A 23,155-nucleotide genomic window follows, 5' to 3' on the forward strand; every position below is an offset into this window, starting at 1 on the left:
TTACAAAATACGGCAGCGACGACTGTTATTGCCCCGGATGTCATCGCATCCGGGGCTGTAGTTATGGCGCTTTAACGCTATATGTTCACTTCAGGGCACAATGTGATTTTGTTGCACCAGCTCGTCGAGCGTGGTGTGTACGTTCTCCAGCGTGATGAGATTGGTTGAGTGATAAGTGTTGCCCGTACCGTCACGGTCGATGGCAATAACCGTGTTGTTACCGCTGGTGGTAACGGTGAGGTAGTTACCGAGCGTCGCGTTCTGCCCGTTCCAGCCCACCAGCAGGTCACCGATATCGATTTTGTCACCCTGGGCCAGCGAGAAGTTGGTCCAGGTGTCCGCTGTTCCGTTACCGCCGGTAGCGTCGTTGGCATTGAGCAGGTGATAAATCAGCGTATCGCCGTAGGCGCTGCCAGTCAGGCGATCGGCATCGACGGTACTCACCACTTGCGGATTCATATTGATGGTCAGCGTAGCGGTATCGGTATGGCCATTCAGGTCGTTAAGGGTGTAGGTAAATGTCTCTTTGGTGACGATGGTGGAGAGCGAGACATCGCTGTTGAGGGCATAGGTGTAATGACCATCAATGCCAATGGTCAGTTTGCCGTACAACCCGTTAATGATGGCGCTGGTCGTGCTGCTCAGCGGATCCAGCGTGGCGGCGCTGCCGCCCGTGCCATTCACCGTTAGCAAGGTATGCACGCTGGCAATATGGTCTCCGTCATAAATATTGCCGGTGACGCTATTCGCTGTGGAAGTCTCGAAGTTTTGCAGGTCGATTATCGTGCCTTTCACGCTGGGGGTGATGGTGATATTCCCCAGCCCCAGAGCCCCGACGCTGCCGGTATAGTCGAGGCGATAGTTGCCGGGGTGCAGTACTACCCCGCTGAGGACAATATCAATATTGCCGCCAATCAGCAATCCGCCATTGAATGAGTTACCGGCAATCTTGACGTTGTTGCTGTCATACAGCGCCCAGGTGACGGTCAGTCCGCCCAGCGTCAGACCTGAAGCGACGTTAAAATGCAGTATGGCGTTTTGCACCGCCGTTCCCGTCGCGACTTCAATGACGCCAGTACCATTTTGTGAGGTGGGTGAAAGGAGTTGGGCGCTCCAACTGGCGTTCCCAACGCTGTTGTCGGTAAACGACCTGGATGTATCGGCCTGGGTGGTGACCGCCATCTGGCTGCTGATGTCGTTTACGGCATCCAGCGCCTGTGGGGTTGCCGTAATGTTCAGCGACGCGCTGCCGGTATCGCCGTTTGGTGCTTTGACCTTATACACAAAGCTGTCCGGCGTATTGATACCGTCTGCGCCCAGTCCGCTTCTCAGCGTGTAGGTATAGTTCCCTTTCGCATCAATAGTCAGTGTGCCGTACTGTCCGTTAATGGTGGTAGTGCCTGTTGTGTTAACGGTGACACCGTTAACTTCGGTGATAACGGTATTAGCCGGAGCCGAGTCGTTGGCCAGCAGATTTCCATTGGTAGCTGCACTCAGACTGTCGACTGCGTAGGTGTGATCGGCCTGAATATTCAGGGTATAGCTGGTCAGCAGCGTCAGGCCGCCGGAAGCGTTAAGCAGGAACAGATAGTCACCGCCCGGCAGTGTAATGGTATACGCCGGTGAGCTGCCGCCCAGCAGGGCGGTGACCCAGTTCGGCTGTACCCGGTACTGCTCATACTGCTGAATAGACTCGTTGAAGCGGTAGACATAGAGATCAAAGCCGCCCAGCGTTACGCCAAGTACGTTGGCCTGAACCGTGATCGTTCGTGTCGCGCCGTCATCAACGTTGAATTTAATCGGGTTGGTCAAACCGTTGACCAGGCTGACATCCAACAATTGTCCCAAACCAACGCTGGCGAGCGTGAAGCCGGTTTGTTGTGATGGATGGTTGTCGACTGCGATGACCTGCGTCCCGTAAGTCAGCGCAGCCACATCGTCTGCCGCCGTTACCGTGCTGGTGGTTGGGGCCTGACCCAGCGTGACCACCAGTTTTGCCGAGGAGTGATCGCTGCCATGCGTTAGCGTGTAGGTAAAGCTTTCGGAACGTCCATACACTGAGATTGACGTATTGGTCAGAGTATAGGTGTAGCTACCATTCTGATTGATATGCAGGGTGCCGTATTTTCCCTGCACATCAATGCCGCTCACCGGGATGTTCACCACGTTGCCGTTACCGTCAGTGATGGTGGTGACCAGCGTGCCGGAAGGGGCGTTATCCTGCCCGTTGGCGGGATCGGTATCGGTGATGATATTGCCAGACTCGGTAGTACCACCGGTGATGGTCCCTGCGCTGGCTTTTACCACCGAGACATCAAGGCTGGTGTATGCCCCTGTCGCCAGTAGGTTGGTGTTGTAGCTGACTACGCGGTAATCCCCGCCAGTCAGTCCGCTGTAATTGAGCGTTACGCCCGAGGCGCCCAGGGTGAGCAGGCTGGCAAAGTCTGGTTTCCCGGTATCCACCACCGTTACCCAGGCATTCAGCGCGGTGTCGAAGCGCTGGATGACGACTTCAAGCGTGTTTAATAGCGACAGCACCACGCCGGTCGCTGCGGCATTGATTGTAATGGATCCGCTGCCGCCAGAAGCGATGCTGAAATTGACGCTTGCTGTATCGTTCCCCAGCACGTTGGCGACATTTCCCAGCGCATTGACCAACAGGAAACCATAATCGCTTTGATGCTCGGTGCTGACGGTGACATCGGTTTGTAGAGGCAGACTGGTGACATTGTCTTCAGCCAGCAGCGGCAATACCGGCGCGATAGCGCTTGTTGGCAATGAGGTATTTCCCGCCGCATCGGTCGCCGTGGCGGACAGCGACTGACCCTCAATCTGGCGAACCGGCAGGTTGACGCTGTAGACACCGCTGCTGTTGGCGATTGCCGTCACGCTGGTGCCGCCCGGAAGAGAGATGGTAACCGTGCTTCCCGCTTCGGCGACGCCGCTGATGGTACCGCCATCGGCGCTGATCAGTATCGTTGGCGCGGTCGGCGGCGTGGTATCCACAATCACGCTGAACGAACCGGACACCCCGCTTACGCCGTTGGCGTTTGTTGCCGTGGCGGTAAACGCGTGGTTACCTTCGCTGAGCGCGCCGGATGGGGTAAAGTTCCAGAGGCCGTTACTATCTGCGGTCGTACTACCCATGAGTACGCCGTTGTTGTACAGATTGATGATGGCGTTAGCCTGCGCCGTTCCGCTAAGGGCTGGACGGGTATCATTGGTGGTTTTACCTGCCGCGACCAGACCTGTAATTGTGCCCACGTCGTCAAATACGCTGGCAATAACCGGCGCAGGCGGTACACCAGTAAACGGTGCCAGCACGTTACCCGCTGTGCCGATGTTGCCTGCGGCATCCTGTGCGCTGACCAGCAGCGTTTGCCCACTGATTTGCGGTGGGCTCAGCGTGAAGGTGAAATTACCGGAGGTGTTGGCGGTTGCGGTACCAAGTACGGTTCCGCTGCTGGAGGTGATGATTATCGTACTGTTCGCTTCGGCAACGCCGGTCAGCATGGTGCCGTTGGCGTTGACCGCCAGACCGGTTGGAGTACCCGGTGCGACGGTATCGACCACAATTGCGGAGGCAGATGATAGCCCGCTGGTATTACCTGCGGTGTCTGTTGCTGTGATGGTGAAGGAATGCGTCCCCTGACCCAACGCCGTAGGTGGCGTGTAATTCCAACTGCCGCTGCCGTCCGCCGTTACGCTGGTTACAAAGGTGCCGTTATCATAAATATCGACCCGAGCGTTGGCTTCCGTGGTGCCGTTTAACGTTGGGCGTGCGTCGTTGGTTGGCTGATTATTGCCAATCGCCCCTATGTTTGGCCCAACATCGTCAATAATGCTGCTGATTGAAGGCTGCGTTGGTGCCGTGGTGTCGACCACTACGCTAAAGCCTGCCGTTGCGCCGCTGGTGTTGCCCGCCGCATCGGTAGCGGTGACGGTGAAGGTGTGCGATCCATTCGCCAGCGGTGTGGTTGGGGTAAACGTCCAGCTGTTATTACTTTGTACCAGCGCCGTGCCCAGCAGGGTGCTGTCGTCATAGATGCTGACAGTGCTGCCCGCTTCGGCGGTACCGTTGAGCGTTGGTCGGGCATCGTTAGTCAGTTGCCCGTTGCTAAGCCCCGCGTTGAACACACCGCCTGCGACGTCATCCACCACCGAGGTCAGGAGCGGCGCTGACGGCGCGATCGTGTCAACGTTGATAATAAATTCGCTTGAGGTGGGGCTAACGTTCCCGGCGGCATCCGTGGCAATGGCGGTAAAGACATGCTGGCCGTTGCCCAGTGTGGCAGGCAGATATTCCCAGGTGCCATCTATTGCCGCTGTCACCGTCGCCAGCAGCGTGCCATTATCGTAGATGGCTACCCGGGCACCGGCTTCCGCCGAACCGTTCAGTACGGGACGAGTATCATTGGTGTAAGCGCCGTTCGACAGCGTTCCGGATCCCGGCACCACGTCATCAAAAGCCTGGATAATCGTTGGCGCAAGCGGGGCAACAGTATCAACAACGATGTTAAACCCAGCGGACGTTGGGCTAACGTTTCCGGCTGCGTCGGTTGCTGTCACCGTCAGCGCGTGGTTACCGTTGCTCAGCGCTGTTCCCGGCGTGAAAATCCATGCACCGCCCCCGTCTGCCGAAACGGTATCGATCAGCGTGCCGTTGTCGTAAATTTTAACCGTTGAATTGGCCTCTGCCGTGCCGCTGAGGGTAGGGCGCGCATCGTTTGTCGCCTGGCCGTTGTTCAGATTTCCGGTCAGCGGGCCGACATCATCTGCAACCTGAGTAATCACTGGTGCTGCCGGTGCTTGTGTGTCGACGGTGTAGGTAAAGCCGCCTGAAGGCAGACTGGTATTGCCTGCGCTATCTGTCGCCGTGACGGTCAGAGTATGCAGGCCGTTACCCAATGCCGTTGAGGGCGTAAAATTCCAGGTTCCGCCTGCGCCGACGATGGTGGTGCCAATGGGCTGACCATCGTTCAGGACGGTAATGGTCGCGCCAACTTCACCGGTACCGCTGAGCGCCGGGCGACTTTCGTTACTGATTTGCCCGTTGGAGATTGGCCCGGTTGTCGGCGCGGTATTGTCCTGAACGGTCAGAATTACTGGTGCAGACGGGGCAACTGAATCGACCAAAACGGTGAACGAGGCAGAAGCTCCGCTGGTGTTGCCCGCCGCATCCGTTGCGGTCACCGTAAAGATATTTTCCCCCTGCGCCAGCGCGTTTGTTGGGGTGAAGCTCCAGCTACCGGAGCCATCGGCATTTGCGGTGCCAATGATCGTTCCGTTACTACGAATGGTGACAATAGCATTAGCTTCGGTCGTGCCACTTAGTGTTGGTTGGGCATCATTGGTCAGTTGGCCGTTGGTCAACAGCGTGCTTCCCGGCTGATCGTCGATGACCGAGGTAATACTTGGCGCGGCGGGCGCCAGCGTATCGACAACTACGACGAACGGTGGCGCTGCCGGGCTGATGTTGCCCGCACCATCCGTGACGGTGGCTGTCAGCGAGTGGCTGCCTTCACTGAGCGCAGGGGCTGGCGTAAAGCTCCAGTTACCGCTGGCGTCGCTGGTGGTTGTGCCAATCACTGTCTTGCCATCACGGATGGTGACAATTGAATCTGCCTCGGTAACGCCCGTGAGCGTTGGGGTATTATCGTTAGTTGACTGTCCGGACGTCAGGTTTTGAATGGTGCCAACGTTGTCTGTGACTGTGACAATGGAGGGGGCATTCGGAATTAAAGTATCAACAATGATCAGAAAATCAGCGGAGGCATCGCCTTGGTTGCCAGCAGCATCGGTTGCGCGAGCGGTAAAGAGGTGATTGCCTTCTCCCAGCGCGTCTGTCGGGGTAAAGCTCCAGAATCCGTTGCTGTTTACCGTGGTTGTGGCATAAGCGATACCGTTATCGTAGAGGGTGATGGTTGCTCCTGCTTCGCCGGTTCCGTTTAAGGTCGGGCGTGAGTCATTGGTAATTTGTCCTTTATCCAGCGGTCCACTGCCGGGTGAAACGTCATCGATAATGCTGGTGATGAGCGGTGCCAGCGGCGCGGTGGTGTCGATGGTAATGGCATAATTGGGTGACTGCCCGCTGGGTATTAAGTTGACGGTTTGTGACACTGCGAAGTTATAGGTTGTGCCGTTAGTTAGCGGGGTGAGCAACTGATAACTCCAGGCGCCGGAAACCGCATCGGCGGTGACCGTGGCGATAGACGCGCCATTTTGATAGATAGTCACTGTAGCCCCAGCCGTGGCGGTTCCTTGCAACCGCGGTAAAGTGTCGTTGGTGGTTTTTCCGCTGCCGATTTCGCCCATGCCGGGGGCTACGTCATCCACGATCTCAAGAGTTGGCGGGTGTGGAACGCTGGAGGTAGCAGCGGTAAACGGTGTTTCTCCGCTTTGGTTACCCGCTGGATCCTGAGCGATCGCATTCAATGATTCACCCGCCGTCTGCGCTGGTGAAATGGTGACAGAGAAGATACCTGAACCGTCTGCCACCCCCTGGCCGAGAATGGTGCTACCGCTGCGAATAATCACGGTACTACCAGCATCGGCTGTACCGCTAACCAGCGTACCGTTCGGATCAACGCTGGTAACGATAGGCATTGCAGGAGGTAGCGTATCAACAATCAACGTGACAGGATTTCCTGCCGGCAGCACATTACCGGCAGCATCTTGTGCGCCGAAAGTCAGCGTATGAATCATGTTGGGCGTGAGGGGAACATCTATGCTCCAGGAGCCATTCGCGCCCACGGTGGTTATCGCGATGGGAATGCCACCGTCATAAATTAACACCGTACTGCCCGGCGTACCCGTCCCGCTAATGGTTGGGGTGGTATCGTCCGTGACGCTACCGCTGGTGAGCGAGCCGGTAATCACGCCGACGTTATCTTCGATATTCGTCACGAGTGGCGCTGTGAGCGGGGTGGTGTTCACCGTAAACGAAATGCTGTTTGAGCTGCCGCTGATGTTACCTGCCGCATCGGTTGCGGTAGCGGTCAGCGTGTAGTTGCCGTTTGCCAGCGCAGTCCCGGGCGTAATACTCCAGGTGCCGCCAGCCACCGTTGCCGTACCGATCACTACACCGCTGTTATACAGGGTGATGATATCCCCGTCAGTGCCAGTACCGCGAATGGTTGGCGTGGCGTCATCGGTCACGGCATTGGGCAAGAGATCGCCTACCGAGCCACCGACGTTATCATTGGCGGCGATAATCACCGGAGGTGCAGACGGCGTCGTGTCGATGTTCAGTGTTATGGCATTCGACGGCTGGCTGACGTTGCCAGCCGGATCGGTTGCGGTAAGGGTTATCTGGTAAGTACCAGGGGAAACCGGTGCTGATGGAGTAAAGCTCCAGGTTCCGTCTGCACCTACTGTTGCTGTTCCCTGCAAAGGGGGAGTGCTGTTCAGATAAACGGTAATCAAATCCCCAACGTTCCCTGTACCGCTAAAGGTTGGCGTGGTGTCATTGGTGATACCGTTAGTGACGATCCCCGTGATCGGATTGGCGTCGTCAGTGATGGTTGGTGGTTCGGGTTTCACTGGTGGTAGATTATCCACCGTCAGCGTAAAGCCAGCGGATGGGATCCCCACGTTGCCTGCTACGTCAGTCGCCGTGGCGGTGAATTTGTGCGGGCCATCCAGAAGCGGAGTGTCTGGGATAAATGTCCAGGTCCCATTTGGCTGTACGAGGGCGCTGCCAATCGGGGCGCTGTTATCATAAATAGTAATAGTCGCACCCGGTTCACCGGTTCCCGACAGTGTGGGTTCGGCGCTTTTCGTGCTGCCACCGTTAATCAGCGTTTGTGTGCTGCTGCCAACCAGGCCTTCCGCCGATGAGATGACAGGGGCGGCGGGTGGGGTGGTATCAATGGTCAGCGTGAAATTTCCGGCATTGCTGGCGTTACCCGCTGCATCTGTTGCGATAGCCGACAGCGCATGTGGACCTTCACTCAGCGGTTGAGTGACCTGGAAACTCCAGGCGCCCCCGGACACGACCGTTGCGGTTCCAATAAGTGTGGCGCCATCATAGATAGTGATGGTGGAGTCGACGGTCCCGGTCCCCTTCAGCAGCGGCAAGGTATCGTTTGAACGGCTACCGGTGGGCAGATCGGTTGGTGCATTCCCGACGTCGTCGGTTGCGGTCAAAATCACGGGGGTCCCAGGTGCTTGGGTATCCACGGTAACACTGACTACGATGGGCGAGGTAATGACGTTACCGGCTGCATCTGTTGCTGATACCGTAAACTGGTGGATGCGATCGTTGAGCGCCAGATTGGTTGGAACGGTATAGCTCCAGGTCCCCGAGCTGTCGATAAGCATCACCGTCATCAGCAGACTGCCATCGTACAGGCTCACGAGCGAGCCCGGCTCACCGGTACCTGAGAGGGTTGGCGTGTTGTCGTTGGTAATCCAGGCATTGCTCGTGACGTTACCGGCGCTGCTGCCAACATCAGCGTTAACCAGCGTTATGACTGGCACTGTCGGCGCGATGCTATCGACAATGATTTTCCAACTGGCGGCAGTGCTGGTGTTATTAGCGGCATCGGTTGCCGTCACTGTAAATACGTGTGCCCCCTGGCCCAATGCCGAGGTGGGCGTATAGTTCCAGTTACCGTTGATATCAGCGGTAATGGTCGTAAGCAGAGTTCCGTTATCGTAAATTTTGACCTGAGAGCCGGCCTCAGCTTTGCCCTCAATTTTCGGTTTATCGTCGTTGGTTAAACCATTGTTATTGATGGAGCCTGTGATATCGGCGACGTCATCAGTAACGGCAATGATAACGGGTTGGTTTGGCGCGGTGAGATCCGGGGCAACAGCCGAAGTTGGCAGGCTTTCGTTACCAGTGCTGTCCGTTGCGGTGACGTTTACTGTTTCATTGTTGATTTTCGACGGGGTGATCTGGACGGTGAAATTGCCGCCGCTGTCAGCCTGACCCACGCCAATAGGAGCCCCGTTGCTGTCTTTGACGGTGACGGTACTTCCGGCTTCGGCGTGACCGCTAACCGCGCCACCATTTCCTGCAACTGTGACGCCTGTCGGCGCATCAGGTGCGGTGGTGTCCGGTGCGTTGACAGAGGCGTCGTCGCCCTTGTTGCCTGCGGTGTCGGTCGCATTTGCCGTAAGGGTCTCGCCGTTGGTTTGTGGCGGAACCAGAGTTGCGGTGAAATCCCCATCCGTATCGGCAGTTACCGTACCAATGATATTGCCATCTGGATCCAGAATATTGACCGTACTGTTGGGTTCGGCCTTGCCGGTGACCTGGTCGCCAGTGCCATTAACTAGCAGGTTTGTTGGGGGTTGTGGCGCGGTAATGTCTGGTGCAAGCGCAGTTTCTGGTGGGCTTAGGTTCCCAGCTGGATCGGTGGCGATAGCGGTAATGGTTTCGCCATTGGTCTGTGGTGGGTTAATGGTGATGGTAAATGTGCCATCCGGCCCGGCGACGCCGCTGCCGATCTGAGTTCCGCCACTGCCGGTGATAACTACGGTATTGCCTGGCTCGGTCGTTCCGGTGACGACAGTCCCATCCGCAGATACGTTGAGATCATCAGGTGGCAACGGTGGCTGGGTGTCGATGTTGATATTGAACGCTGGTGACATGCCTCCTGTACCTGACTGGTTTGTCGCGGTGGCGGTGAAGGCGTGTAGCTCATCTGATAACGGGGAGCTGGAAGTCCATGTCCAGTTACCGTTACCGTCAGCCAGTACGCTGTCGATAATTGTGCCGTTGTCGTAAATAGTCACCGTGCTGTTGGCATCGGCAGTGCCAGAGAGCGTGGGGGTATTATCGTTGGTGGCCTGATTGTTGCTCAATGGCCCGGTTGATGGGGAGAAGTCATCCATCACGCTGACGATAACCGGTACGCCAGGATAGCCCGAGTTCGTCGCATTGAATGGGGTATCTGGCCCGATGTTACCAGCCTGGTCCTGAATCTTCGCGATTAGCGCTTCACCGTGCGTCTGTGAAGGTGAAATCGCGATGACGAAATTGCCGGTTTGGCCGACCGTGGTTGAACCCAAAATCTGATTATTACTACCGATGATAATGACCTGGCTTCCTACCTCTGCACTACCGGTTACCTCGGTGCCTTCCGGATTAACGGAGGAAATGACCGCGCCTTCAGGCGGGGTAGTATCGACGGTGAATGTAGGTACGCTCGTTTCCGCGCTCACGTTACCCGCATCGTCAGTTTGCGTCAGCGTCAGATTGTGAACACCGTCGCTAAGCGGTGTGTCCGGTGTAAATGTCCAGTTGCCATTGTCATCCACCTGGACCATACCAATCAGAATGCCGTTATCAGAAATGCTGATGTAAGAACCGGCTTCGCCAGTGCCTGTGAGCGTTGGCGTGGCATCGTCGGTTACGCCGTTATTACCGATCAAGCCTTTAATGGAACCGGAATCGTCAGTTACTTCTGTGACCACAGGGGCGTCGGGGACAAGCGTATCGACAATAATCTCCCAACTGTCTGACATGCCGCTGCTGCCTGTACCGTCTGATGCACTGACGGTAAACTTGTGGGTACCGTCTGCGAGTGGAGAGGATGGCGTAAACGACCAGTTGCCGTTGGCATCGATAGCGACCTGGCCGATTTCTACGCCGTTATCAAAAATATGCAATGTAGCATTTGCGGGGCCGGTACCCTGGAGAGTGGGCGTATTATCGTTGGTGGATTCCTGCTGATTAACAGGACCAGTAATTAGCTCCTGGTCATCGATTACACTGGTAATAACCGGCACATCTGGTGCGTTAGGTGTTGTCGTTGGCGGATCGCCACCATCGCCATCGCCATTACCGTTTCCACCACCATCGCCGTTACCGTTACCGTTGCCATTACCGCTTCCGGCGTTGTTATCGCTCCCACCGCCACCGCCACCGCCACCGCCACCGCCACCGCCGCCGCCGCCACCTCCGCCGCCGCCACCTGCGGCAAGGCCAATTCCGCCAGCAACCGCGATCCCGCCAAGAACCCACGGCCAGACGGCGCCGCCTTCATGGCTTCCCTCGGCAGTCATTAGCGGAGTGAGATCGTCTAAATGCTGGAAGTGGAACGCTTCATCAGTATCCTGAACCCACCACAGCGCGCCATTGCTGTCTTCCAGAACAAGCTGGTTTTGCGCATCACCTTTTCCGACGTAGAAGTTTTTAATGGTGATGGTTTCACCCGAGCGGAGTGTGACAACCAGATCCTGATTAACGCGTGTTAGTTGACTTACCTCCTCACGCGACACCGACAGTTTCACGATAGAAGGCGAACTGAGCGTAACTTCAGAGGATTCAACATTTGTGGAAACGCCAGTTAATTTTGATACAACGGCGAGTAGACGCATATGTTCACTCCTGATGGCATGTCGGGAGTATTAATCCGCAACAGCGCGCTGGGAAAATGAGCAGACAGGGGCCCCGTTCATCATAAAGATGAATTTACACATGTAATTACATTGATTAGGTCATGCAGATGTTCGTTTACTTAGTAAATACGTTCGGGACCTGCCGGCAGAATAGTTCTTTCGTATTAGATGATATAGTCAGAAAGAAAGTATTCTGCAACTTATCCATATTAAAAATATATTTGGCTAATTGAAAAGGATACTTTCCGGTGCGTATTTAATGATTTGTTTTTGGTTAACTTGTTGTATTTTAATGTTTTTTATTTAAATTGAAATGAGGGGGAGATATAATAAACAACAGTAATAATAGTGTTATAAAATAAGCCTAAATATAGGTGATATGGTCTTGAAGTTTTATTTTATTAGACTATGGGTCGCTACGGTAATGCCATGGCAGTTTATTTCATACCTGAACGATTCAGCACAAATAAACCATAAATTTGATGAATGTATTGGGTGGGTTTCAATAACTAAAAAATAAGAACCAGTCTCAGGGGGAGAGACTGGTCACAGAGGAGTAGCGTTTAGCGACCAGCATTTTTCATAATACGCGCTTTATCTAACTGCCATTCGCGTTCTTTCACATCGGAGCGCTTGTCGTGCTGTTTCTTACCTTTTGCGACGCCAATTTTCACTTTGCACCAGGCATTTTTCCAGTACAGTGAAAGCGCAACGACGGTATAACCGTCACGATTCATACGACCATACAGGGAGTCGAGTTCACGCTGGTTTAACAACAGCTTACGGGTACGGGTGGGATCACATACCACATGCGTTGAGGCAACAGCCATTGGCGTGAAGTTGGCGCCAAACAGGAACGCTTCGCCGTCTTTAAGGATGACATAGCTATCGCCGATGTTAGCTTTACCTGCGCGTAGAGATTTGACTTCCCAACCTTGCAGAGCGAGTCCTGCTTCGAACTCTTCTTCAATAAAGTATTCGTGTCGTGCGCGCTTGTTAAGCGCGATTGTGGCTGAGCCAGGTTTGTGTGCTTTTTTCTTCGTCATAATGCCGCTCAGTATAGGTAATCTGGAATCGAAAAACACCCCATTTCATCCAGCGGGGCGCAAGGCGCTATCTTAGCACGAGTTAGGCTATAGCGTTTTTTTTAGCGGGGGATAAATGGTATTATTTGTGTGATTGATATTGATGGAAATTGTTATGCCTCAGATTAGCCGGACCGCTTTAGTACCTTACAGTGCGGAACAGATGTATCAGCTAGTGAATGATGTTAAATCCTATCCCCAGTTTTTACCGGGTTGCACCGGTAGCCGTGTGCTGGAGTCAACTCCGGGACAGATGACCGCGGCTGTGGATGTCTCGAAAGCAGGGATTAGCAAAACGTTCACCACGCGCAATCAATTGACCAGTAACCAGAGCATCCTGATGCATCTGGTCGACGGCCCGTTCAAGAAACTCATTGGCGGATGGAAGTTTACGCCACTGAGTCATGAAGCATGTCGTATTGAATTTCATCTCGATTTTGAGTTTACCAATAAGTTAATCGAGCTGGCGTTTGGTCGTATCTTTAAAGAGCTGGCTTCAAACATGGTGCAGGCCTTCACGGTTCGCGCGAAAGAGGTTTACAGTGTCAGCGTCGGCTAAAATTGTCGTTGAAGTGGCGTATGCGCTGCCCGAGAAACAGTATCTACAGCGTGTAACACTGCAACAGGGTGCTACGGTGGAAGAGGCAATCCGCGCTTCCGGTCTACTGGAATTACGTACCGATATCGATCTCAGCAAAAATAAAGTCGGGATATACAGCCGTCCGGTTAAGCTTGCTGATGTTCTGCATGACGGCGATCGGGTGGAAATATACCGGCCACTGATTGCTGATCCGAAAGAGCTGCGCCGACAGCGAGCAGAGAAATCCGCAAAAAAATAGCAGACAATAAAAAAGGTGCTCATTGAGCACCTTTTTTTGATCTGTTAATCCTACTTGTTGTCGGTCAACGCAGGTTTGTTATCAATGTTCGTCAAAACGCCGCTGCTGTTAAAAGTCAGCGTCAGTGTTTGCTGGGTTACGCCTTCATGACCAGGTTGCTGACGGAACACATAAAACCAGGTGTTAGTGCCAAAAGGATCGGACATCATTGGTGTACCCAGAGCATAAGCAACCTGCTGTTGCGTCATACCCGTGCGCACTTTGGCGACATCGGTAGGTGTCAGATAATTTCCCTGGTTGATGTCAGGGCGGTAAACCACTCGCTCCAGAGTGGAACAGCCTGCAGTCAACATCAGTAGTACTGCTGCAGCAGCAGTCAGCGTTTTACAGCGCATAGTGATTTGATTCCTTTTCGGGCCCGAGCAGTACGCGGCTCATATGTAATATGCCGATGATAATAGACCTTTCACCACTTTAAAACCTTTTGCTGTCGGGTCGGTCGGCGATTTTATGTTGAACTCAGACCTTAACAAGGTAAAAAAGTTTATGCCGCCAGCAGTTCTTTTGCATTTGCGAGGGTATTGCGCGTTACTTCGCTACCTCCGAGTAAGCGGGCTAATTCCTGCAGACGAGCGCGTTTATCAAGTGGCTGCATGTGTGTTTCGGTCATCGCGCCGTCAGTTTCTTTGCTGACATAGAAATGTTGATGACCGCAGCCAGCAACCTGCGGCAGGTGAGTAACACACATTACCTGGGTTGACTCGCCCAACTGACGCAGCATTTTTCCCACCACCGCAGCAGTCGGGCCGCTGATACCGACATCCACTTCATCGAAAATCAGCGCCGGTGTTTCCATTTTACGTGCGGTAATAACCTGAATAGCCAGCGCAATGCGCGACAATTCCCCACCGGAAGCGACTTTCGCAATCGGCTGCAACGGCTGGCCTGGGTTAGTGGTCACTTTAAACTCTACGCGATCGGCACCGTCTGAGCTCAAATGATGTTCCTCAAATTTCACATCAATGCAAAAGACACCGTGCGGCATTGAGAGAGTATGCATGCTCTCTGTAATAAGTTGTCCCAGCTCCTGAGCATAATGCTGGCGCTGTTGGTGCAGCACTTTTGCCGTTTCCAGTGCCTGCTGGTGGTGATTGTTCACCGCCAGGGTTAAGGTTTCGAGAGAGTCGGCCTGATCGTCTAACTGCTGTTGTTCATCCAGCAATGACTGATAGAACTGTGGCAGCGCTTCAGGGGCAACATGATGCTTTCGCGCCAATGAGATTTGTTTGGAAATACGCTGCTCAAGTTCGAACAAACGGTTAGGGTCTAAATCCAGACGATCGCAATAGTGGCGCAGTTCGTCGCTGGCTTCGCTGAGCTGGATAGTAGCCTCTTCCAGCATGTCCAGAATACCGGAGAGCTTACCGTCCATTCCTGCCAGTTCACTAACCAACTGTTTTGCCGTGTACAGCTGGCTTTGCAGATTAACGTCTTCGCCGTCTGCCATGATAGCCAGTGCCTGTTGGCTGGTGGTGAGCAATTGCCCGCTGTTAGCCAGACGCTTGTACTCTTCATCAATTTGCTCAAATTCACCTGGCTGCGGGTTGAATTCGTTCAGTTCTTTTAACTGGTATTGCAATAGCTCTGCCCGGGCTGCGCGTTCCTGACTCTGTTGTTGATGATGTGCCAGGTCACGGCAGCTTTGGTGCCACAGTTGGTAGCGCACAGCCATTTCCTGAGTCAGAGACGCTTCATTGGCGTAGCCATCAAGCAGGGATTTTTGGTGTTCTGATTTTGTCAGGAGCTGATGCGCATGCTGACCGTGGATTTGAATAAGCAACTGGCCCAACTCGCGCAGCTGTGACAGCGGTACGGCAGTGCCGTTAATGAAGCCACGTGAACGTCCGTCGCTGCTGATAACGCGACGTAGCAAACACTCACGGCCTTCCTCAAGCTGGTTTTCTTCCAGCCAGCGCAGGGCCGCGGGGGTGTCTTTTAAGGTGAAGCGGGCGCAGAGGTCGGCTCGCGTGGCGCCTGCACGTACCATGTCGGCGTCTGCGCGTCCGCCCAGGCACAAACCGAGAGCATCAATGGCAATGGACTTACCCGCACCGGTTTCACCGGTAATAACGGTCATTCCGTTCTGGAAATCGATCTCAAGTTCACGAACGATAGCAAAATTGCTGATGGTCAGTTGTGCCAACATAGCTGTTTTCCTGTATGAAAAACCATGACTGTAATTACATACAGTATAAACTGGTTTTTTATACAGTAAAGAGGTTGGCGTTAAATTAGAATAATTTTTTTGACCAGCCTAGCTTAGTGCTTAATGTGTTGAAATAGCTGTAATCTTTTGGATGTATCAGGTTCAGATGATAATCACAGCGGCGAATTAATACGTCTTCACCTTCCTGTATAGGCAGGGCGATCTGGCTGTCACAGCTGATTTCCAGATCGTTACGGCGATGAGAGAAGCGCAGGCGAATGGTGCTGCTACTGTTGATCACCAGCGGTCGTGCGGAAAGCGTATGTGGGAACATCGGGACCAGCGTAATAGCATCCAGCGAAGGCGTCAGGATCGGGCCTCCGGCAGAGAGTGAGTAGGCGGTAGAGCCGGTCGGTGTGGAAATAATCAAGCCGTCCGAACGCTGGGAGAAGGCAAAAATTTCATCGATATAGACTTCAAATTCAATCATGTGCGCCACTTTTCCGGGGTGCAACACAACTTCATTGATCGCAGTGCTAATACGCTTCTGGCAGTCCAGTTGGCACACCTGGGCTTCGAGTAAAAAGCGCTTTTCGCTGATGTAGTGGCCTTCCAGCACGTCAGCTAACTGTTGTTGCGCATTGTCTGGGTCAAGGTCGGTCAGGAAACCGAGGTTGCCGCGGTTAATGCCAATAACCTTGATGTCATAACGTGCCAGGGTGCGTGCGGCGCCCAGCATATTGCCGTCGCCACCGACAACCACGGCGAGGTCTGCCTGCTGGCCAATCTCTGCGAGCGTACCGGTTTTCACATTTTTCAGCTGCAGCTCGTGGGCGATTTGTTGCTCAACGATTACCTCATAACCTTTGGCGCACAGCCAACGGTAGAGCATTTCATGTGTGGTCAGTGCAGTGGGGTGACGTGGATGCCCCACAATGCCAATACACTTGAAATGTTTGTTCATTTTCTCGAGGTCCTTGTAACGAAGATTAGTGACAATGTGAGTACTTCCCTTGAAACCCTGAATCTTATCCCCATAATAATCCAGGTTAGCGAGATGAATGCGAAAAAAACGCGGAGAAATTCATGAGTAGTAAAGAACAGAAAACGCCTGAGGGGCAAGCCCCGGAAGAAATTATCATGGATCAGCACGAAGAAGTTGAGGCGGTTGAATCAGACGCTTCTGCTGAGCAGGTGGATCCGCGCGATGAAAAAATTGCGAATCTGGAAGCTCAGCTTGCTGAAGCCGAAACTCGCGAGCGCGACAGCGTGTTGCGTATCAAAGCGGAAATGGAAAACCTGCGTCGTCGTACCGAACTGGACGTAGAAAAAGCGCATAAGTTTGCACTGGAAAAATTCGTCAACGAGCTGCTGCCGGTGCTGGATAGCCTGGACCGTGCGCTGGAAGTTGCGGACAAAGATAATGACGCGATGGCGGCTATGGTTGAAGGTATTGAGCTGACCCGTAAGTCAATGCTGGATGTTGTGGCGAAGTTTGGCGTACAAGTGGTTGCGGATATCGACGTGCCGATGGACCCGAACGTGCATCAGGCGATTGCCATGGTAGAGTCTGACGACGTTGCTGCCGGTAATGTGCTGATGGTTATGCAGAAAGGCTATACCCTGAACGGACGTACCATCCGTGCGGCGATGGTCTCTGTGGCGAAAGCTAAAGGCTAATCAGCCTCAGACCGGGTAATGCTGATGCGCTACCCGGTCTGGATTACTCTCACTGGTCCGATACGCTTTCCCGCAGCGGTTTGACGGGCAACACCTGCACCTGTTTAATCATATTGTCCTGCACGTCGAGAATATCGATATCGTACTGCCCAATACGCACACGTGTGCCGGCAACCGGGATTTCTTCCAGCGCTTCAAGAATAATACCGTTCACGGTACGTGCATCATCCTCCGGCAGGTGCCAGTTAAACGCCTTATTGATTTCACGAACGTTGGCGCTACCGTCAATGATCACCGAACCGTCATTCTGCGGTGTGACTTCTTCGGCAAGCGTCGGTGACATTGAGGTCGTGAAGTCACCAACAATCTCTTCCAGGATATCCTCGACCGTAACCAGTCCCTGAATATCACCATATTCATTGACGACCAGGCCCACTTTCTTCTTATTGCGCTGAAATTTAATGAGCTGGGTGCTGAGTGGTGTGCCTTCCGGAACGTAATAAATTTCGTCGGCGGCGCGTAACATGGTCTCTTTGGTGAACTCTTTTTTCTCGGCCATCAATCGCCAGGCTTCACGTACGCGTAGCATACTGATAGCGTCGTCCAGCGAGTCACGATACAGCACAATACGACCGTGCGGAGAGTGCGAAAGCTGACGCACGATTGATTTCCAGTCATCGTTAATATCAATGCCGATAATTTCATTACGCGGGATCATGATGTCATCTACGCTGACTTTTTCCAGATCCAGCACTGACAGCAGCATATCCTGGTTACGGCGTGAGATTTGCGATCGCGATTCATTCACCAGCGTTCGCAGTTCATCTTTACTCAGCGAACCGCTCACTACGATATCCGTTTTGATGCCCATCATGCGCATCAGCAGCCGCGTGATGGTGTTGAGTAACCATACCAACGGCATCATCAGAATCTGCAGGGGAGCCAGCAGGACACTGCTCGGATAGGCGACTTTTTCCGGATATAGTGCGGCAATCGTCTTTGGCAGTACTTCGGCAAAAACCAGTACCACAAACGTCAGTACCCCAGTGGCAATGGCGACGCCCGCATCGCCATACAGGCGCATACCGACAATAGTACCGAGCGCGGAGGCCAGAATATTCACCAGATTATTGCCGATGAGCACCAGGCTTATCAGACGATCCGGCTTGCGAAGTAACTTTTCAACGCGTTTTGCCTGTCGATTTCCCTGCTTGGCCCGATGACGTAGACGATAGCGATTCAGGGTCATCATTCCGGTTTCAGAACCGGAAAAATAGGCGGAAATGACCACCATGATGAGGAGCGTGACAATGAGCGTGGTGGTGGAGATGTGTTCCACGTAGGATTCCTTAAAGATTTAACTCACGAACTGCTGCAGGATACGACTGCCGAAATAGGCCAGTGTCAGAATTCCTGCGCCTGCGACGTTAAACCATACGACGCGACGTCCGCGCCAACCTTCATGGTAATGCCCCCATAACAGAACGATATAGACAAACCATGCCACGATAGAGAGAACGGCTTTATCAATGTTCTCGGTACTGAACAGGTTATGCATGTAAAACAGGCCTGTGCACAGGGTGAGTGTCAGCAGAACCACGCCAATTTGGGTGATATGAAACATTTTCCGCTCAATACTCATCAGCGGCGGCATCTCATTGCTGAAAGCCAGTTTTTTGTTTTTCAGCTGGTAGTCAATCCACGCAAGCTGTAGCGCATAGAGTGCGGCGATAATCAGCGTGGCGTAAGCGAAAAGCGAAAGCCCGATATGGATCATCATGCCCGGCGTAGCTTCCAGATGGGTGATGAACTCGTTAGGCATAAACGTGGCGAAGGCCAGGTTTATCAGCGCAAAGGCGTAGACAATGGGCAGCAATAGCCAGCCTCGATTGCGGGAAGCGACAATGGTCATTACCGTACAGATCATCAGGCTCACCAGCGAGCCGACGTTCAACAGACTCAGGTTTTGTCCGCTTTCACCGCCGGGCAGAATACGCGCTTCCAGGGCGATAGCATGGCTTACCAGCGCGACAACCGCAGAGAGAATAGCCATACGCCGCCAGCCGCTGTTTTTTTGCAGCAGAGCGGGAATAATCAGCGCGAGGCTGACTGAGTAGGCGACAAGAGCAAGCAGAGCAAAAACGGGCATATAGGTGTCGACAATTGGCCAGTGATAAAGAAAAGCAGTATAGCGTTACGTGACCGCTGCTCCAACCGTTGCATAACAACAAAGGCGGCTTCATGTTATACTGCGACAAATTTATGTTGATGTGTCGCTGTCGCGACCGACCGTTTCCACCCCAGGCGAGAGACAATGTTTGATAATTTAACCGATCGTTTGTCGCGCACGCTGCGCAATATCAGTGGCCGTGGACGCCTTACTGAAGACAACGTTAAAGAGACGCTGCGCGAAGTGCGCATGGCGCTGCTGGAGGCTGACGTAGCGCTGCCGGTAGTGCGTGAGTTTATCAATCGCGTAAAAGAGAAAGCGGTTGGTCATGAAGTTAACAAAAGCCTGACGCCGGGTCAGGAATTCGTCAAGATTGTCCGTAACGAACTGGTTGCGGCAATGGGCGAAGAAAACCAGACCCTGAATCTGGCTGCACAGCCGCCAGCCGTGGTGCTTATGGCGGGCCTGCAGGGTGCGGGTAAAACGACCAGCGTCGGTAAGCTGGGTAAATTCCTGCGCGAGAAGCACAAGAAGAAAGTGCTGGTGGTCTCCGCGGACGTTTATCGCCCGGCGGCGATCAAACAGCTGGAAACTCTGGCCGAGCAGGTCGGCGTGGACTTCTTCCCGTCGGATGTTGGCCAGAAGCCGGTCGATATCGTTAACGCCGCGCTGAAAGAAGCCAAACTCAAATTCTACGACGTGCTGCTGGTGGATACCGCCGGTCGTCTGCACGTTGACGAAGCGATGATGGACGAAATCAAACAGGTCCACGCTTCTATCAAACCGGTAGAAACGCTGTTTGTGGTCGACGCCATGACCGGTCAGGATGCCGCGAATACCGCAAAAGCCTTTAACGAAGCGCTACCGTTAACCGGCGTAGTACTGACAAAAGTTGATGGTGATGCCCGTGGCGGTGCGGCACTTTCTATTCGTCATATTACCGGTAAGCCGATTAAATTCCTCGGCGTCGGCGAGAAAACCGAAGCGCTGGAGCCGTTCCACCCGGACAGGATTGCTTCGCGTATTCTCGGCATGGGCGACGTGCTGTCGCTGATCGAAGATATCGAAAGCAAGGTTGACCGCGCGCAGGCAGAAAAATTAGCCAGCAAGCTGAAAAAAGGCGATGGCTTCGATCTCAACGATTTCCTTGAACAGCTTAATCAGATGAAAAACATGGGCGGTATGGCAAGCCTGATGGGCAAGCTGCCGGGCATGGGTCAGATCCCTGACAATGTGAAATCGCAGATGGACGATAAAGTTCTGGTGCGTATGGAAGCCATCATCAATTCGATGACGATGAAAGAACGCGCAAAGCCGGAAATTATCAAAGGTTCCCGTAAACGCCGTATCGCTGCCGGTTGCGGTATGCAGGTACAGGACGTAAACCGCCTTCTGAAACAGTTCGACGACATGCAGCGCATGATGAAGAAAATGAAGAAGGGCGGTATGGCGAAGATGATGCGTGGTATGAAGGGGATGATGCCGCCCGGCTTCCCCGGTAGATAAATATATCGGGCTACCTTATTTGCCATTTTGACGCCGGAGTGTGCTCGAAATGCTCACGTACTGCGTGTACGCTCCGCTTTCTGCGCGCACGCCGACGCCAAACTGGCTGCAACGGTAACGCCCTGGTATAAAGCTTCATCACATGTTGATTGCTTTTTTCCCAGAAATCAGTAAAATTTTCGGGCTTTTAATATGACACCCGGGCTCCGTTCCTCGATGGGGCCTGGGTGTTTTATTCACACAAGAGGATGTTATGGTTACTATTCGTTTAGCTCGTCACGGCGCTAAAAAGCGTCCGTTCTACCAGGTTGTTGTTACCGACAGCCGTAATGCACGCAACGGTCGCTTCATCGAGCGCGTTGGCTTCTTTAACCCAATCGCTAGCGAAAAAGAAGAAGGCACTCGCCTGGATCTGGATCGCATCGCTCACTGGGTTGGCCAGGGAGCGACTATTTCTGATCGCGTAGCTACGCTGATCAAAGCAGCAAACAAAGCAGCTTAATCTGTCACGGTGGTCATGATGAGCAAGCAACTCGCCGCACAGGCTCCTGTAGAACCCATCGTTTTGGGGAAAATGGGGTCTTCTTACGGTATCCGTGGTTGGCTCAGAGTGTTTTCTTCCACTGAAGACGCCGAAAGCATTTTTGACTATCAGCCCTGGTTTATCCAGAAGGCGGGTCAGTGGCAGCAAGTACAGCTGGAAAGCTGGAAGCACCACAATCAGGATCTGATCATCAAGCTGAAAGGCGTTGACGATCGTGATTCGGCGAATCTACTGACTAATTGCGAAATTGTCGTGGATTCCTCGCAGTTGCCAGCGCTGGAAGATGGTTCCTACTACTGGAAAGACCTTATGGGCTGCCAGGTAGTGACCACTGAAGGCTACGATCTCGGTAAAGTCGTCGATATGATGGAAACCGGTTCGAATGACGTCATCGTCATCAAGGCAAACCTGAAAGATGCGTTTGGTATCAAGGAACGTCTTGTGCCGTTCCTCGATGGGCAGGTTATCAAGAAAGTCGATCTCGCTACTCGTACTATCGAAGTAGATTGGGATCCTGGTTTTTAAACCACCGGATAAACGGTAAAAGTCGGCGTTATGGGGATTGGCTTGTGTTTATAGGTATCGTTAGCCTGTTTCCAGAAATGTTCCGCGCAATTACCGATTACGGGGTAACTGGCCGGGCAGTAAAAAATGGCCTGCTGAACATCCAGAGTTGGAGTCCTCGTGACTTTACTCATGACCGGCACCGTACCGTGGACGATCGTCCGTACGGCGGCGGACCGGGGATGTTAATGATGGTGCAACCTTTACGGGACGCCATTCATGCAGCAAAAGCTGCGGCTGGTGAAGGCGCAAAGGTGATTTATCTGTCACCTCAGGGACGCAAGCTTGATCAAGCTGGCGTTAGCGAACTGGCCACGAATCAAAAGCTGATTCTGGTATGTGGTCGCTATGAAGGAATAGATGAGCGCGTGATTCAAACCGAAATTGACGAAGAATGGTCAATCGGCGATTACGTACTCAGCGGTGGTGAGTTACCGGCAATGACGCTGATCGACTCCGTTTCCCGGTTTATTCCGGGAGTTCTGGGTCATGAAGCTTCAGCAATCGAAGATTCGTTTGCTGATGGATTGCTGGATTGCCCGCACTATACCCGACCTGAAGTGTTAGAGCAGATGGAAGTACCGGCAGTGTTACTGTCAGGAAACCACGCTGAGATACGTCGCTGGCGTTTGAAACAGTCGCTGGGCCGGACCTGGCTTAGAAGACCTGAACTTCTGGAAAACCTGGCTCTGACTGAAGAGCAAGCAAGGTTGCTGGCGGAGTTCAAAAAGGAACACGCACAACAGCAACATAAACATGATGGGCAGGCGTAAGCCCCCAATATCAGTTTACCCAGGATAAGAGATTAAATTATGAGCAACATTATTAAGCAACTTGAACAAGAACAGATGAAGCAGGACGTACCTTCCTTCCGTCCGGGTGATACCGTGGAAGTGAAAGTATGGGTTGTTGAAGGTTCCAAAAAACGTCTGCAGGCATTCGAGGGCGTGGTTATCGCTATTCGTAACCGCGGTCTGCACTCTGCATTCACTGTTCGTAAAATTTCCAACGGCGAAGGCGTTGAGCGTGTCTTCCAGACTCACTCTCCGGTAGTTGACAGCATTGCTGTTAAACGTCGTGGTGCTGTTCGTAAAGCTAAACTGTACTACCTGCGTGAGCGCACTGGTAAGTCTGCTCGTATCAAAGAGCGTCTTAACTAAGATTCGCGCAAGCGACATCCTGTTAGAAAAGGGCTGGCCGAAAGGCTGG

15 protein-coding genes are annotated in these 23,155 nt (G+C 53.3%); 8 read left to right on the forward strand and 7 right to left on the reverse strand.

The genetic code is table 11. The features are described 5' to 3' along the window. Positions 1-90: 90 nt before the first annotated feature. A complete protein-coding gene (locus SK39_RS17290) occupies positions 91-11,331 on the reverse strand; it encodes a BapA/Bap/LapF family large adhesin (protein WP_048217249.1) in 11,241 nt (3,746 codons plus the stop codon). 584 nt (positions 11,332-11,915) lie between these two features. Then, positions 11,916-12,398, reverse strand: coding sequence for an SsrA-binding protein SmpB (smpB, locus tag SK39_RS17295; RefSeq protein WP_003031211.1), 483 nt, complete (start codon positions 12,396-12,398; stop codon positions 11,916-11,918). A 154-nt stretch (positions 12,399-12,552) separates the two neighbouring features. Here smpB and ratA point away from each other — a divergent pair, with 154 nt between their 5' ends. Together ratA and SK39_RS17305 are read left to right on the forward strand one after the other, a co-directional pair. Further along, on the forward strand, positions 12,553-12,996 hold the full coding sequence (ratA, locus tag SK39_RS17300; protein WP_003031213.1) for a type II toxin-antitoxin system toxin RatA: 444 nt from the start codon (positions 12,553-12,555) through the stop codon (positions 12,994-12,996). Next, entirely contained in the window at positions 12,980-13,276 is a 297-nt protein-coding gene (locus tag SK39_RS17305) for an RnfH family protein (RefSeq protein WP_003839823.1), read from the forward strand. Before ratA ends, SK39_RS17305 begins: the two co-directional genes overlap by 17 nt. Before the next feature lie 50 nt (positions 13,277-13,326). On the opposite strand, the gene bamE is transcribed toward SK39_RS17305, so the two are convergent. The 3 genes from bamE to nadK form a co-directional block, all read right to left on the reverse strand. Beyond that, a complete protein-coding gene (gene bamE / locus SK39_RS17310) occupies positions 13,327-13,671 on the reverse strand; it encodes an outer membrane protein assembly factor BamE (protein WP_003826401.1) in 345 nt (114 codons plus the stop codon). Positions 13,672-13,820: 149 nt separating this feature from the next. Continuing rightward, a complete protein-coding gene (gene recN / locus SK39_RS17315; protein ID WP_048217250.1) occupies positions 13,821-15,482 on the reverse strand; it encodes a DNA repair protein RecN in 1,662 nt (553 codons plus the stop codon). Between the two features lie 85 nt (positions 15,483-15,567). Beyond that, positions 15,568-16,446: an NAD(+) kinase gene (nadK, locus tag SK39_RS17320; protein ID WP_003031220.1), complete on the reverse strand. Its 879-nt coding sequence runs from the start codon at positions 16,444-16,446 to the stop codon at positions 15,568-15,570. A gap of 122 nt (positions 16,447-16,568) precedes the next feature. On the opposite strand from nadK, the gene grpE reads away from it, so the two are divergent. Continuing rightward, positions 16,569-17,162: a nucleotide exchange factor GrpE gene (gene grpE / locus SK39_RS17325; protein ID WP_003031221.1), complete on the forward strand. Its 594-nt coding sequence runs from the start codon at positions 16,569-16,571 to the stop codon at positions 17,160-17,162. Between the two features lie 49 nt (positions 17,163-17,211). On the opposite strand, the gene SK39_RS17330 is transcribed toward grpE, so the two are convergent. Beyond that, a complete protein-coding gene (locus tag SK39_RS17330) occupies positions 17,212-18,501 on the reverse strand; it encodes an HlyC/CorC family transporter (RefSeq protein WP_008324538.1) in 1,290 nt (429 codons plus the stop codon). Between the two features lie 18 nt (positions 18,502-18,519). After that, positions 18,520-19,311 (reverse strand): cytochrome C assembly family protein, encoded by a 792-nt coding sequence (locus tag SK39_RS17335; protein WP_003031224.1) that lies wholly within the window; start codon positions 19,309-19,311, stop codon positions 18,520-18,522. 165 nt (positions 19,312-19,476) lie between these two features. Here SK39_RS17335 and ffh point away from each other — a divergent pair, with 165 nt between their 5' ends. The 5 genes from ffh to rplS all read left to right on the forward strand — a co-directional run bounded on the left by ffh (position 19,477) and on the right by rplS (position 23,106). Next, entirely contained in the window at positions 19,477-20,838 is a 1,362-nt protein-coding gene (gene ffh, locus SK39_RS17340) for a signal recognition particle protein (protein ID WP_003031226.1), read from the forward strand. Between the two features lie 253 nt (positions 20,839-21,091). After that, entirely contained in the window at positions 21,092-21,340 is a 249-nt protein-coding gene (gene rpsP / locus SK39_RS17345; protein ID WP_003031228.1) for a 30S ribosomal protein S16, read from the forward strand. Between the two features lie 18 nt (positions 21,341-21,358). After that, positions 21,359-21,907: a ribosome maturation factor RimM gene (gene rimM / locus SK39_RS17350; RefSeq protein ID WP_003031230.1), complete on the forward strand. Its 549-nt coding sequence runs from the start codon at positions 21,359-21,361 to the stop codon at positions 21,905-21,907. 44 nt (positions 21,908-21,951) lie between these two features. Further along, the gene (gene trmD / locus SK39_RS17355; protein WP_003031232.1) at positions 21,952-22,719 is read left to right on the forward strand and encodes a tRNA (guanosine(37)-N1)-methyltransferase TrmD; all 768 of its coding nucleotides are present in this window, start codon (positions 21,952-21,954) and stop codon (positions 22,717-22,719) included. Between the two features lie 39 nt (positions 22,720-22,758). Continuing rightward, positions 22,759-23,106 (forward strand): 50S ribosomal protein L19, encoded by a 348-nt coding sequence (rplS, locus tag SK39_RS17360; protein ID WP_002914145.1) that lies wholly within the window; start codon positions 22,759-22,761, stop codon positions 23,104-23,106. Positions 23,107-23,155 lie beyond the last annotated feature (49 nt).

The organism is Citrobacter sp. BIDMC107, assembly GCF_001037575.1.
Lineage (GTDB): Bacteria > Pseudomonadota > Gammaproteobacteria > Enterobacterales > Enterobacteriaceae > Citrobacter > Citrobacter freundii.